Genomic DNA, 13,357 nt, shown 5'->3' with positions numbered 1-13,357 from the left:
AAGAACGATGGCAAAAATAACATTCATTACCAAAGACGGAGAAAAAGTAACGGTAGAAGGAGATTCAGGAAACGTAATGCAATTGGCTGTAAACAATGGTGTAGAAGGAATTGATGGTGATTGCGGAGGGGTGTGCTCTTGTGCCACCTGTCATGTATTTGTAGCAGAAAATGACATGGACAAAGTAGGAGAGGCTGGAGAAATAGAAGCGGATATGTTAGAATTGGAAGACAATGTTTCAGATTTTAGTCGTTTGTGTTGTCAGATAGAAGTTTCTGAAGCCATAGACGGAATTGAATTAACCGTAGCAAAAGAAGACTAATAACAAAGTAAAAAACATGTCACAAAATAAAACTTGTGTTGTCATAGGGGCTAGCCACGGAGGGGTAAATTTTGCCTTTGCATTGCGTAAAGAAGGTTGGAAAGGAGCTATTGTGTTGATTGATAAAGACCAAACAACTCCGTATCACAGACCTCCTTTGTCAAAAAAATATTTAGAACTAGAAGATAGCATTCAAAATAACTTGCTAAAACCTTTAGAAAGCTATGAAAAAGACAATATTACTCTGTCTTTAGGAAAAGAGGTAGCCAAGATAGATAAAGAGAATAAAACCATTAGTTTAAGTGATGGTACTTCTCAAAAGTACGACGTGTTGGTGTTGGCAACAGGAGCTAGAGCTTTTGTTCCTCCAATATCAGGAATTAACAAGGCTAAAAATGTATTTACCTTGCGTAATGCCAAGGATGTAGAGGGTATTCGTACTGCTTTTCACAACAGTAAACAGAAAAATATTGTGGTGATTGGTGGAGGCTATATTGGTTTGGAAACCGCTGCTTCATTAAAAAAACTTGGAGCCAACGTTACGGTATTAGAACGAGAAGAGCGTATTTTGGCTCGTGTAACCACCCCTTATTTGTCTGAATTTTTTGCCAATTTGCACAAAGCGAATGGCGTACATATAGATGTAGATAAAAGTGTTACAGAAATTCAATCTGACGGAAATAAAAACACTGTAGTTTGTGCGGATGGTACTACTTATCCGTCAGATCTTGTTGTTGTAGGTGTTGGAATTAGAGTCAACCAAGAGTTGGCAAGCGATATCGGATTAGAAATTAATAATGGAATCGTAGTCAATACGGCTACTCAAACATCAGAAAAAGACATTTATGCGATAGGGGATTGTACTTTTCATTACAATAAAATTTACGATGTGCATGTGCGTTTAGAATCTGTGCAAAATGCAGTCGATCAGGCAAAAGTAGCTGCCGCAAATATTTGTGGAAAAGCAACCGTTTACGATGCTTTGCCTTGGTTTTGGTCAGATCAGTACGATGTAAAACTCCAAATAGTAGGACTGTCTCAAAATTTCGATTCTTATGTCGTTAGAAACGAAGGAGCGATGAAGTTTTCTATTTGGTATTTTAAGAACGATCGTTTGTTAGCAGTAGATGCCATCAACAACGCTAAAAGCTATGTAATGGGAACTAAATTTATCAAAACAGAAGCAAAAATAGACAAAGAGAAGTTGGCCGATGCAGCAGTAAACATCAAAGATGTTTTAATCAATTAAAAAAAACGAGAAGATGCAAGTAGCATCTAGAAAACAAAATACAAATGAGCAAACAAGAATTCATATTAAGTAAGGCAGCAATAGCTCATACAGATGGAACTTTTACTATCGAGCAGACAAAAATTGCAGCACCCGTAGGAGATGAGGTATTGGTAAAAATCAAGGCAGCTGCCATCTGTCACACAGATCATGATTCTCTAACTTGGGATATGCCTATTGTTATGGGACATGAAGGTGCTGGAATTGTAGAAGCGGTAGGGCCAGATGTAACCAAAGTGGTTGTTGGAGATGAGGTGATTTTAAACTGGGCAACTCCAAAGTATGATGGCTATCAATCTCAATTGGGGAATCAAAATATTTGTGAATGCAATTCACCTGTGATGGCAAGTCATGCAGGAAAAATTTCTGGAGGTCACCCAACTTTTGAAGCTACAACATGGAATGACAAGCCAATAGAGCGTTCTTTTAACTTAGGAACTTTTTCTGAATATGCATTGGTAAGAGCTTCGGGAGTTGTAAAAAAACGTTCTAAAAAATTATCTTTTGAGGCTGCATCTACTATTAGCTGTGGAGTCATGACAGGATGTGGTTCTGTATTCAATACAGCAAAACCAGAATGGGGAAGCTCTGTTGTGGTATTAGGAACAGGAGGTGTAGGTTTAAACGTGGTGCAAGCAGCAAGAATATCTGGAGCAGCCAAAATTATTGCTGTTGATATAAATGAGCAACGTTTAGAAATGGCCAAACAATTTGGAGCTACAGATGTGATTTTGGCAGACAAAGAAGATAAAGGTTTATTGAAAGCTGCTGAAATTGTTAAAGGAATGACAGAAGGAAGAGGGGCAGATTATGCTTTTGAATGTACTGCTGTTCCGGCCTTGGGTGTTGCTCCGTTAGCCATGATTCGTAATGCAGGTACAGCGGTACAGGTAAGTGGTATTGAAGAAGAAATTACCGTAGACATGCGTTTGTTTGAGTGGGATAAAATATATATCAACCCATTATACGGAGGAGCAAAACCAGATATTGATTTCCCAAAATTTGAAGCCTTGTACGAAAAAGGAGATTTAATTTTGGAGGAAATGATTACCCGCACGTACAAGTTAGAAGATCTTCAACAAGGGTTTGATGATATGTTGGCAGGAAGAAACGCAAAAGGAGTCATAACATTTGACTAATTTGTGCTACATAGCAATTTAAACAACCACCATACACATACTTTCTGTTTTAGAGAGAATGAGTGTGGTGTTTTGTCTTTGATACAATCCATCAAAAAATAACCTAAAAACATCAAAAAAAATAAAATGATAAAAACCAAATTAAAATTCCTTTGGATCTTGCTCTTTGTAGCAACATTGCAATTACATGCGCAAACAAGAAAAGTTACTTTATTAGAAGACTGGAAGTTCTCTCAATACGATTATGGAGCTGCTTTTCAAGAAAATTTTAACGATTCTGACTGGAAAAAAATAACCGTTCCTCACGATTGGGCTGTGGAAGGAGAATTTTCTTTTGCAAACGATATTCAGCTCACTATGGTAAGACAAGATGGTGAGACCAAACCCAAATACCGTCATGGTCGTTCTGGGGCTTTGCCTTACACAGGAGTAGGATGGTACAGAACCACATTTGCAATTCAAGACACTAATAAAGTGTATAATTTAATGTTTGATGGAGCGATGAGTCATGCCAAAGTTTACGTAAATGGTGCTTATGTTGGTGAACGTCCAAATGGTTATTTGTCTTTTTATTTTGATATTAGTAAGTATCTTATAAAAGGGAAAAATGTGTTAGCGGTACGTTTAGAAAATTTTAATAGTCAATCACGCTGGTATCCTGGGGCAGGTTTGTACAGAAAAGTAACCTTAACTCAAAAAGAACCAGTGCATATTCCTACTTGGGGAACTTTTGTTACCACACCTGTCGTAACAAAAAGTAAAGCGACAGTGCGTGCCGAGGTAAATGTAGTAGGAGAAGGAATCGTTGTGGTTCAGCATGATATTATGAATGCACAAGGAAAAATAGTGGCAAGCCATACGCAAGAAATCAATGCAAACAAGGTACAGAAAGCAGTTGCAGAAATAAAACTTAAAAAACGTGATTTGTCTTTGTGGAGTATTGAAAATCCAAACATGTACCAGTTAAAAACTACGCTTATTAAAAATGACAAAACACAAGATGCTGTGGTAACACCATTTGGAATAAGGACCTTAGCTTTTAAGGTAGATGGATTTTACCTTAATGGAAAAAAAGTTCGCTTTAAAGGGGTAAATATGCATCATGATTTAGGACCTACAGGAGCAGCATTTTATCCAAATTTGTTTCGAAGACAGATGAAAAAGATGAAAGAAATGGGGGTAAATGCCATTCGCTTTTCTCACAATCCTCCGGCACCAGAAGCTTTGGATATTTGTGATGAAATGGGATTGCTAGCTATTGATGAAGCATTTGATGAATGGCAAATAGGGAAAGTAATCAATGGATATTCTAAACATTTTGACAAATGGGCAGCAGCAGACTTAACCGACATGGTTTACAGAGATCGTAACCACCCATCTATCATTATGTGGAGTATCGGTAACGAAATAAACGAACAATACAAAGGTGATCCGAATAACATTACAGGTTTTTTAAACGATGTTGTTAAAAAAGTAGACACCACAAGAGCTACTACATGCGGATTCAATTCAGCAATTAATGCCTTAACCAACGGAATGGCTTTTAAAGTAGATGTAGCTGGATTTAATTACAAGCCAGGATCGTATCATATTTACAGACAAAAATATCCAAACTTAAAGTTTTATGCTAGTGAAACAGGAGGAGCGGTAAGTTTAAGAGATACATACAAGTTTCCTGTTGTTTTTGATACCCTAAGAGATAAAAAAGGATTGGCAGTTAACACCAAAGTTTTTAAAGATGGACATCCTGGAAACTACGAAACAACACAAGTTCGTTGGGGGTATGCTCCTTTTAAAGAGTTTGCCTCTCAAGATTACAATCAAGATGTGTATGGAGAGTTTGTATGGACAGGTTACGATTACCTAGGAGAACCCTCACCTTACCACGAAGCCAAATCTCGTAGTTCTTATTTTGCTCCTGTTGATTTTGTAGGGTTAGAAAAAGATAAGTTTTATTTGTACAAAGGGCGTTGGAATACTGCTGAAAAGGTATTGCATGCGTTTCCGCACTGGTCCAATCCTGCTCCGGAAGGAACTACTTTTCCAGTGGTTTGTTATACGAATTACGCCAAAGCAGAACTGTTTATTAATGGAAAAAGCTATGGTGTAAAAACCAAAGAAGAATTAGATCCTTCTAAGTTTTTAAATAAAGAATTCTCTATTCATGGTTCTGGTGGAACTTCATTAGAATTAATGAAAATGTATGCAATTGTTTGGGAAGATATCACGTATCAGCCAGGAGAATTAAAAGTAGTGGCTTATGACAAAAGAGGTAAAGCTAAAGAAACACTAGTTTATAAAACCGCAAAACCAGCAGCAAAAATTACCATAACGCCCGAGGTTACTACCATTAAAAAAGGAGAAGTTGTGGTGTATAGAATTATAGTAACCGATGCAAATGGAAATTGGCAACCTAATTACGAGAAGTTAATAAATATAGAAGTCTCTGGAGCTGGTGAGTTTTTGGCTTCTGGAAATGGAGACCCTACCAATTTACAAACGCTTACTGTACCAAAACGTAATTTTTACAAGGGAAAAGCGGTGGTGTTTGTGAAAGCTGTTAAAACAGGTACTATTAAAATCAAAGTAAAAAGTGAAGACTTTTCAGCACAAAACCAAGCAGTCTTTATTAAAGAATAACCTATGGCATCAAAATTTAAAACAACAGAAATTTCAGATCCTAGATTTGAATCAGACAATTTGCGATTTATTACCGTAAAGACAAGAAACTTAAAAGGAAGAGGAGATATTTGCTTGTTTGTACCCAATGTAGCATTAACAACAGATACCCCATTAGTTATTTTAATGCATGGGGTATATGGTAGTGCTTGGATTTGGTCTCAAAAAGCAGGAGTACACAGAACCGCTCAAAAATTAATGGAGTCTGGAGCTATTAAACCTATGATTATTGCCATGCCTTCCGACGGTTTGTGGGGAGATGGATCGGGCTATTTGCCACATCATAGTTTGAATTTTGAAAAGTGGATTTCAGAAGATGTAATTGATGCTGTAAAAGAAAATATAGAAGTGGTTACAGAACAATCTCCTGTGTTTATCTCAGGGTTGTCTATGGGAGGGTATGGAGCATTGCGTATTGGAGCAAAATATCCTAAGACTTTTAAAGCCATTTCTGGGCATAGTTCTATTACCGATTTGCCACAAATGGCTTTGTTTGTAGAAGAAGGCTTGGAAAATTATCAACAAGAAGATGCTACCAATCAATCCGTATTTAAGTGGATGAAAAAAAACAAAGACTTGTTGCCTCCTTTCCGTTTTGACTGTGGTAAAGATGATGAGTTAATAGAGCACAATAGGTTGTTGCATCAACAGTTAAAAGAGCAAAAAATAGCACATGTTTATCAAGAATTTTCTGGAAAACATGAGTGGATTTATTGGGAAACGCATGTGGTTGATACTCTGCAGTTTTTTAGTGAACAGTTGTAATTAAAAAAGCTCCCTTTTGGGAGCTTTTTTTTAGGGATGATGTTTTCTAGTAACCTAATTTTTTACGCGTTCTTAACAAAACTTCATTGGCAATAGCATTGGCCTTTTTGGCACCAACGGCCAAAGCTTTTTCAATTTCTTCTACGTTTTCCATGTAGTATTTGTATTTGGCTCTTTGGTCTGCAAATTTCTCCAACAACAATTCGTAAAAAGCCTGTTTGGCATGTCCATATCCGTAATTTCCTCCTTCATAATTTGCTCTCATACTAGCAATTTGCTCATCATCTGCTAAAATTTTATACAATGCAAATAAGTTACAGGTATCAGGGTTTTTAGGTTCCTCTAGCGGTGTGCTGTCGGTTTCAATTTTCATGATTTGCTTGCGAAGCTTTTTATCATCAAGAAATATATTGATAATATTTCCTTGAGATTTACTCATTTTACCTCCGTTGGTTCCAGGAATATATTGGGTGCTTTCTTGAATTTTGGCTTGTGGTAATACAAAAGTTTCCCCCATTTGATGGTTAAATCTACTGGCAACATCTCTTGTTATTTCTAAATGTTGCAATTGATCTTTTCCTACAGGGACTACTTCTGCATCGTACAACAAAATATCTGCTGCCATTAGCATCGGGTAATCAAATAAACCAGCGTTTACGTCCTCCAATCGATTAGCTTTGTCTTTAAAAGAGTGTGCTAGTGTTAATCTTTGATAAGGAAAAAAACAATTTAAGTACCAGGTTAATTCGGTTGTCTGAGGGACATCACTTTGTCTGTAAAATACTGTTTTCTCTATATCCAAACCAAAAGCCAACCATGCAGCTGCTGTGCTGTAGGTATTTTGTCTTAAGGTATTTCCGTCTTTAATTTGTGTTAGGGAGTGCATGTTTGCAATAAATAAAAACGATTCGTTTTCTGGCTGATTTGCCATTTTTATTGCAGGGATAATTGCTCCTAATAAGTTTCCTAAATGAGGAGTTCCCGTACTTTGTACACCTGTTAAAATTCTTGCCATATCCTCTTAAAAAATTAAGTTTTGCACAAAAGTACACTTTCGTAAAAAAAATAGCAGGGTTCTGTGCTTATTAATTTAAAACGGTCTTTGTTTACCAGTTTTTGTACGGGTTTTTGCTAAGTTGAGAGTTGTAATATTTTGTTTGGCCTGTAACTTCTTCTCCCAACCATTCTGGTTTTTCAAAAGTTTCGTTTTCGTTGCTTAGTTCAATCTCTGCTACTATCAAACCTTTGTTGTCTCCATCAAACACATCAATTTCGTAAAGATGTTGATTTGCTTTTACCAAATAACGGGTCTTGCTTATCACCCCTGGCTCACACAAAGTCAAAAGTTGTTCGGCCTCAGAAACAGGCAACTCTTTTTCCCATTCAAATCGGCTAGTGCCACTGCTGTTCGAAGGGCCTTTTACGGTAATATAACCTTGTTTGTTTTTTATTCTAATTCGTACGGATCTATGTTTGTCCGAATTTAAGTACCCTTGTTCAATTCGTTGATTTTGATGGCTATTTTGAATAAAATCTAAACTTTTCACCAAAAATTTACGCTCAATTTCAATAGTGTTCATTTTATTATTAGGCTTTATATTTTACATTTGTTATCGATCAACCCTTAGGCTGATTTTAAAACCCATGAAATATATTTATTTTTTTCTAATCTTAGCTACAGGAAGTCTTTTTGCACAGAGAGATTTTTCTGAAAACTGGCAAGATTTGTACTCATACAACCAAGTAAAAGATTTTACTATTGTAAACAATCAATTGGTAGCCATTACAGAAAATGCTTTGTTTATTGCAGACTTAGATGCTTTGGACACTCCTCAAAAATTTTCATCGGTCAATGGTTTGTCAGGAGAAACCACTTCTTCTATAGGATACGATTCCCAAAGCCAAACAATTTTGGTAGGTTACCAAAACGGATTGATAGAACTGATTACCAACAACAATCAAATTTATCCGATAACAGGAATAAGAGATAATTTAATTTTAGTAGGAAAGCAAGTCTATGGCTTTTATACCCAAAACAATACAAAATACGTTTATGGTGATTTTGGAATTGTAGAGTTAAACATAGATAAAAAAGAATTAGGAAATTCTTATCGATTAAACAATTCTGGATTGGCCACTACCGTAAATGCATTAACAACCCAAAAGGATGTGCTACTAGCCTCTACTTCTCAAGGTCTTTACGGAATTGATTTAAGCACAAACTCTAACCCTATTAATTTTGATAATTGGAACTTACTAGCCAACGGTCAGGTGTCCGCAATGATTGCTATTAATGATGAAGTTTATTTTACAAAAAACAACCAAGTATTTTCTTTGTCTGATGTGTTTAACCCAATTTTTAATGCATCAGAAGATATTGTAGATTTACAAGTCAGAACAGGAACAAACCAAGCAACCATCACAACTCGCAATTTAGTCACCCTTTTTGATGTAACAACCAACAGTACTTTTTTACAAGTAAACTTAAAGGATGCTGCAAGTCATACAATAACAACTCAAAAAGCAGTTGTTAACAACAATCATTTGTACTTAGCTACTCAAACATCGGGGGTGCTAACAGCACCGTTAAACAGCCCAACTGTGTATACAGAAATTCATCCCCAAGGACCTGTAGAAAACAGTGCGTATTCTGTAAGTGTACATCAAAATCAAATTTGGATTGCTTACGGAGGAGCAAACGAAATTTACGATCGTTTTTTTAGAGCAAAAGGATTGGACTTTTTTGATGGAAACCAGTGGCAGTATATTGCCCGTTCGCAAGCAGGCAACTTGTTAGATTTAACAAAAGCAATTGTAGATCCTAATCGTCCAGAAAGAGTACTAGTAGCATCTTACGATAAGGGAATAGCAGAGCTAGAAAATCAACAGTTTAAAATAAAATGGGACGACACCAATACCAATCAAATCATCCCCGATCACAGAAGCAACGCTTCACTCAATTGGGAAGCAGATTTAATTGTTGATAAAAACAATATCATTTGGGTTGCCAATGCCAGAGGAAAAGACGATCACCTATTTTCAAAATTTGATAGTAGCAGAGAAACATGGACAGAAAGTGTTCAGTTTAAAGATTACGTGGGAAATGGAGGAAAAAACTCTGGGCTAAATAAGATGTTTGTAGACAATAATAACTATGTGTTTGCAGGAAGTAGAACGGGAGGGGTGTTAGTCTTTAATGCAAATGGCGGTTTTAGTACGGGTAACAGACCAACAGGGTACATAGATAGTAGATCTGGTTATGGATCTTTAGTTTCTTCGGAAGTATTTTCTGCAGTTGCCGATGAAAATCAACGTGTATGGATTGGTACCAATCAAGGGTTAATGGTTTTTGATGATTATCAAAACCTATTTTCTACCAACAAACAAGATGCAAAAAGATTGCTTATTGAAGAAGGAGGAGTTGCCAAAGAGTTTTTAGCAGATGTAAAAATCAATGAAATTTTAATAGACAATTCTGGTAATAAATGGTTTGCTACCGATGGGGCTGGGTTGGTGTATACATCTTCAGATGCTCAAACTACATTGGCTATATTCAACAAAGCCAACTCTCCCTTACCTTCAAATAAAATATTGGATTTAGAGTTGGATAAAAATACAGGTAAAATTTACATTGTTACCGATAAAGGAGTCGTGTCTTATACATCAGGAACAGGTACCTCTTCTTTTTTTGGAGATAAAATTACCGAAGTAGTTGCTTATCCCAATCCTGCTATTGCCAACAAAAAAGGGCATAGTCTTATCACTATTGTAGCTAAGGATGGAAATGGAATTCCCGAAGGAACAAACGTAAAAATTATGGATGTATCTGGAAGATTGGTTTATGAAACGAATGTAGAAGTAGCCAGTGCTCAAGGAGGAAAAGTTGTATGGAATAAAAGAAATTTAAGAGGAACTTTTGTTACTTCTGGAGTATATATCGTTTTGGTTTCTAGCCCCGATGGTTCGGAACATACCACCACTAAAATAGCTATTGTAAATTAATGCAAGTACTTACCAAAGCTATTGTTATAAGTTCTGTAAAATACCGAGATACAAGCTTAATTGTTAAATGTTACACACAAGAAGAAGGAGTAAAGGCTTATTTGCTTAGAGGAATTTTAAAAAGCAAAAAAGGGAAGGTAAACAAAGCACATTTTTTGCCGTTGTCTATTCTATCCATTAACGCATTGCACAATAATAAAGGAGCCTTAAATAGTATTTCCGAAGCCAAAGCTCTTGTGCCTTTGATAACATTACATACTGATTTTGTAAAACAGTCGGTAGTATTTTTTATCTCCGAAGTACTAGCTATTGTTTTAAGAGAGGAGGAGGGTGAAAATTCAGAACTCTATCTTTTTTTAGAACAGGCCATTCAGCTTTTAGACTTAAATGATGAAATTGCCAACTTTCACATCAAATTTTTAATAGAATTAACCCGATGTTTAGGGTTTTATCCTGATGAACAAAACAAAGAAGCCTATCCTTTTTTTGATTTATTTCAAGGAAAATATACACAACATAATAGTTCTTATGTGCTTCAGGGGGATGATTTAGCTCTTTTTAAAAAAGCTTTAGGCATAAAATTTGAGGGCTTATCTAATGTCTTTTTTAGCAAAAAGCAGCGTGGGATTGTAGTGGGACAATTGCTAAAATACTACCAACTACATTTGCCCTATTTTAGACAACCCAAATCTTTAGAGGTGCTATCTAAAGTGTTAGAGTAAGATGATTAGATTCGTATTTTTTATTTGTTTTTTAGTAAGTATTCATGCCTTTGCTCAAAAAATTAAGGTAGTCAACTCCTATACCCAAGAAAGTATAGAAGGTGCGGTGGTAGAATGTGTGCAATCGGGTACAAAAAAAGTCACCAATCCCAGAGGAATTGCAGAGCTAAAAAAAGAAATGGGACAATTGTATATTTATCATTTAAATTATGATACTCTAAAACTAAAAAAAACAGACCTTACTCCAAAAGTACAGCTTAAACCCAAATACGAAGGTTTGCAAAAAATTGTGCTTTCGGCCTCTAGAACAGCTGAAAAGAAACACAAAATACCCGAGCATATAGAAATGCTAACCCAAAAAAATATCGATCAGATTTCGGCACAAACTTCTGCAGATTTGTTGGCTCAAATACCAGGAGTTCGGGTTCAAAAATCTCAGTTTGGAGGAGGATCTCCGGTAATTAGAGGGATGGAATCCAATCGTATTTTGTTGGTGGTAGATGGTGTAAGAATGAACAATGCCATTTACCGAAAAGGACATTTGCAAAACTCAATTACGGTAAGTCCGCTTGCCATAGAAAGGGCTGAGGTTGTTTTTGGCCCCACTTCTGTTGCTTACGGTTCGGATGCTTTGGGAGGAGTGATTCATTACTACACTAAAAAGTTGAGTTATCATGAAAATCCAGAACTTAAAAATCAGTTGTTTTATAGACATAGTACGGTTAATAACGAACATTCTGTAGGTTTTGATTCTTACACATCACACCAAAAATGGGTATCTTATACCAATGTTTCTTTCAACTCTTTTGGAGATTTAAAAATGGGGGAAAACCGTTTGCACAATTATCCTAATTGGGGAAAAGTAAATCGCTACTCACAAAATACAGAAACAGATTATTACAATAATAGCACGGTTAATAAAAATCCTAATGTGCAAAAAAATACAGGATACAAGCAGTGGGATGTGTTGCAGAAGTTTATGTTTCCAATTCACAAAGACATTGATTTGGTAATTAACGGACAGTATAGCAATACTAGCAATATTCCCAATTTTGGAAAGCTGAATGATGAAAAATCTGGAGATTTAAAATTTGCGGAATGGAGCTATGGACCTCAAAAAAGAATGTTAATTTCTGCACAGGCACAGTTCAACGGATATCAGTCATTGCTAGAAAATGGGACAATCACACTAGCATATCAAGATGTAGAAGAATCTAGAATTAATAGGCAATTTGGTTCTAGAGATCGTACTTCAAGATTTGAAGAGGTTACTATTTTTTCGTTGAATAGTGATTTTTACAAATCATTAACAAGAGATGGTAAAAGAAAACTGTTTTACGGATTAGAATGGATGCACAACGATGTGCAATCTACAGCAAAAGGAGAAACCTTAAGTGTGATGAATAACAAAATAACAGGAGTAGAAAGCAACTATGCAGTAGATACACGTTATCCTGACGGAGGGAGTACATACAGCAGTGCTGCTTTGTATACTTCTTACAGACAACAACTGGATGAAAAACATATACTGAATTTTGGACTAAGGTTTACGCATACACTATTAACGGCAGATTGGGATAAAAATGTAGCAATTCCAATTCCAGACAATTTTATTAGGTTAAACAATACGTCACTTACTGGATCGGTAGGATATATTTACAAACCCGATGAGGATGATAAAATAAGTGTGGTAATTTCTAAAGGATTTAGATCTCCAAATGTAGATGATGTAGGGAAAATCAGATCAAAATCTTCCAAACTAACAGTACCTAATACGCAATTAGAACCCGAACATTTGTATAGTTTTGAAACAGGATACTCAAAAATGTTTGCAAACAACAAAGGAGATGTTAATCTAAATGTATATTATACTCTGTTAGACAATTACATTGCAAGGTATGCAACGGATGAGTTTGGAAGTCGTATAGAATATGATGGAGATGTGTTTGAAAATGAGGCTATTTTGGCCAATACCAATTTGGGTAAAGCTTATGTATACGGAGCTACGCTTAGTGCAATGCTTCCTGTTTATAACAACATAAAATCGCAACTAAGCGCTACTTACACCAAAGGAAAATCGTATGATTTTGGTGAATCGTTGTCGTCAATACCTCCTTTTTACGGACATGTTTCTTTGGGAATGTACAAGCCCAAATACACCATGACTTTAGATTGTAGGTTTTCCTTTAGAAAACAGTTAAAAGATTACAATATAACCGAAGGCATAGACAATTTAGACGAAACTCCTTTTGAGCAAGGAACACCATCTTGGTATGTTTTTGATTTTAATACGCAATACTTTTTGTTTCCTTTTTTAAGATTGCAGTTGCAATGGCAAAATATTTTAGATGTACACTACAAAGAATTTGGTTCTTCTATTAGTGCACCAGGAAGAAATATTGCCGCTTCGGTGGCCTATTCTTTTTAAATGACTTAAAAA

General features: G+C 35.9%; 10 protein-coding genes. 8 read left to right on the top strand and 2 right to left on the bottom strand.

What is annotated here, in order from left to right; genetic code table 11:
- Positions 1 to 7 precede the first annotated feature (7 nt).
- The 5 genes from FS85_RS0109930 (at position 8) to FS85_RS0109910 (ending at position 6,193) form a co-directional block, all read left to right on the top strand.
- Positions 8 to 322 carry a 2Fe-2S iron-sulfur cluster-binding protein gene (locus FS85_RS0109930; protein WP_010136095.1) on the top strand — a complete coding sequence of 105 codons (315 nt, stop codon included), beginning with the start codon at positions 8 to 10 and terminating at the stop codon, positions 320 to 322.
- 16 nt (positions 323 to 338) lie between these two features.
- Positions 339 to 1,571 carry an NAD(P)/FAD-dependent oxidoreductase gene (locus tag FS85_RS0109925; protein ID WP_010136093.1) on the top strand — a complete coding sequence of 411 codons (1,233 nt, stop codon included), beginning with the start codon at positions 339 to 341 and terminating at the stop codon, positions 1,569 to 1,571.
- A gap of 44 nt (positions 1,572 to 1,615) precedes the next feature.
- Positions 1,616 to 2,749 (top strand): zinc-binding dehydrogenase, encoded by a 1,134-nt coding sequence (locus FS85_RS0109920; RefSeq protein ID WP_010136091.1) that lies wholly within the window; start codon positions 1,616 to 1,618, stop codon positions 2,747 to 2,749.
- A 126-nt stretch (positions 2,750 to 2,875) separates the two neighbouring features.
- Entirely contained in the window at positions 2,876 to 5,389 is a 2,514-nt protein-coding gene (locus tag FS85_RS0109915) for a glycoside hydrolase family 2 TIM barrel-domain containing protein (RefSeq protein ID WP_010136089.1), read from the top strand.
- A gap of 3 nt (positions 5,390 to 5,392) precedes the next feature.
- Entirely contained in the window at positions 5,393 to 6,193 is an 801-nt protein-coding gene (locus tag FS85_RS0109910; RefSeq protein WP_010136088.1) for an alpha/beta hydrolase, read from the top strand.
- A gap of 46 nt (positions 6,194 to 6,239) precedes the next feature.
- Here the strand turns inward: FS85_RS0109910 and trpS are convergent, their stop codons facing one another.
- Both trpS and FS85_RS0109900 read right to left on the bottom strand, forming a co-directional pair.
- Positions 6,240 to 7,208 (bottom strand): tryptophan--tRNA ligase, encoded by a 969-nt coding sequence (gene trpS, locus FS85_RS0109905; RefSeq protein ID WP_010136087.1) that lies wholly within the window; start codon positions 7,206 to 7,208, stop codon positions 6,240 to 6,242.
- A gap of 91 nt (positions 7,209 to 7,299) precedes the next feature.
- Positions 7,300 to 7,773, bottom strand: a complete 474-nt coding sequence (locus tag FS85_RS0109900) for a CYTH domain-containing protein (protein ID WP_010136086.1) — start codon at positions 7,771 to 7,773, stop codon at positions 7,300 to 7,302.
- 64 nt (positions 7,774 to 7,837) lie between these two features.
- Between FS85_RS0109900 and porZ the strand changes: the two genes are divergently transcribed.
- The 3 genes from porZ to FS85_RS0109885 are packed head-to-tail and all read left to right on the top strand — an operon-like array spanning position 7,838 to position 13,345.
- Positions 7,838 to 10,195 carry a type IX secretion system anionic LPS delivery protein PorZ gene (gene porZ, locus FS85_RS0109895; protein WP_010136085.1) on the top strand — a complete coding sequence of 786 codons (2,358 nt, stop codon included), beginning with the start codon at positions 7,838 to 7,840 and terminating at the stop codon, positions 10,193 to 10,195.
- Complete coding sequence (recO, locus tag FS85_RS0109890; protein ID WP_010136084.1) at positions 10,195 to 10,917, top strand: DNA repair protein RecO; 723 nt, start codon at positions 10,195 to 10,197, stop codon at positions 10,915 to 10,917. Before porZ ends, recO begins: the two co-directional genes overlap by 1 nt.
- A 1-nt stretch (position 10,918) precedes the next feature.
- Positions 10,919 to 13,345, top strand: a complete 2,427-nt coding sequence (locus FS85_RS0109885; protein ID WP_010136083.1) for a TonB-dependent receptor plug domain-containing protein — start codon at positions 10,919 to 10,921, stop codon at positions 13,343 to 13,345.
- The last annotated feature ends 12 nt before the right edge of the window (positions 13,346 to 13,357 follow it).

The organism is Ochrovirga pacifica (assembly GCF_000220525.1).
GTDB lineage: Bacteria > Bacteroidota > Bacteroidia > Flavobacteriales > Flavobacteriaceae > Ochrovirga > Ochrovirga pacifica.
This window is presented reverse-complemented; position numbering and strand designations above follow the sequence as displayed.

Excerpts from the sequence above, each read along its gene's own strand:
- FS85_RS0109900 (WP_010136086.1), bottom strand. The coding sequence starts at position 7,773 with ATGAACACTATTGAAATTGAGCGTAAATTTTTGGTGAAAAGTTTAGAT.
- FS85_RS0109920 (WP_010136091.1), top strand. The coding sequence starts at position 1,616 with ATGAGCAAACAAGAATTCATATTAAGTAAGGCAGCAATAGCTCATACA.
- FS85_RS0109915 (WP_010136089.1), top strand. The coding sequence starts at position 2,876 with ATGATAAAAACCAAATTAAAATTCCTTTGGATCTTGCTCTTTGTAGCA.
- trpS (WP_010136087.1), bottom strand. The coding sequence starts at position 7,208 with ATGGCAAGAATTTTAACAGGTGTACAAAGTACGGGAACTCCTCATTTA.
- recO (WP_010136084.1), top strand. The coding sequence starts at position 10,195 with ATGCAAGTACTTACCAAAGCTATTGTTATAAGTTCTGTAAAATACCGA.
- FS85_RS0109930 (WP_010136095.1), top strand. The coding sequence starts at position 8 with ATGGCAAAAATAACATTCATTACCAAAGACGGAGAAAAAGTAACGGTA.
- porZ (WP_010136085.1), top strand. The coding sequence starts at position 7,838 with ATGAAATATATTTATTTTTTTCTAATCTTAGCTACAGGAAGTCTTTTT.
- FS85_RS0109910 (WP_010136088.1), top strand. The coding sequence starts at position 5,393 with ATGGCATCAAAATTTAAAACAACAGAAATTTCAGATCCTAGATTTGAA.
- FS85_RS0109925 (WP_010136093.1), top strand. The coding sequence starts at position 339 with ATGTCACAAAATAAAACTTGTGTTGTCATAGGGGCTAGCCACGGAGGG.
- FS85_RS0109885 (WP_010136083.1), top strand. The coding sequence starts at position 10,919 with ATGATTAGATTCGTATTTTTTATTTGTTTTTTAGTAAGTATTCATGCC.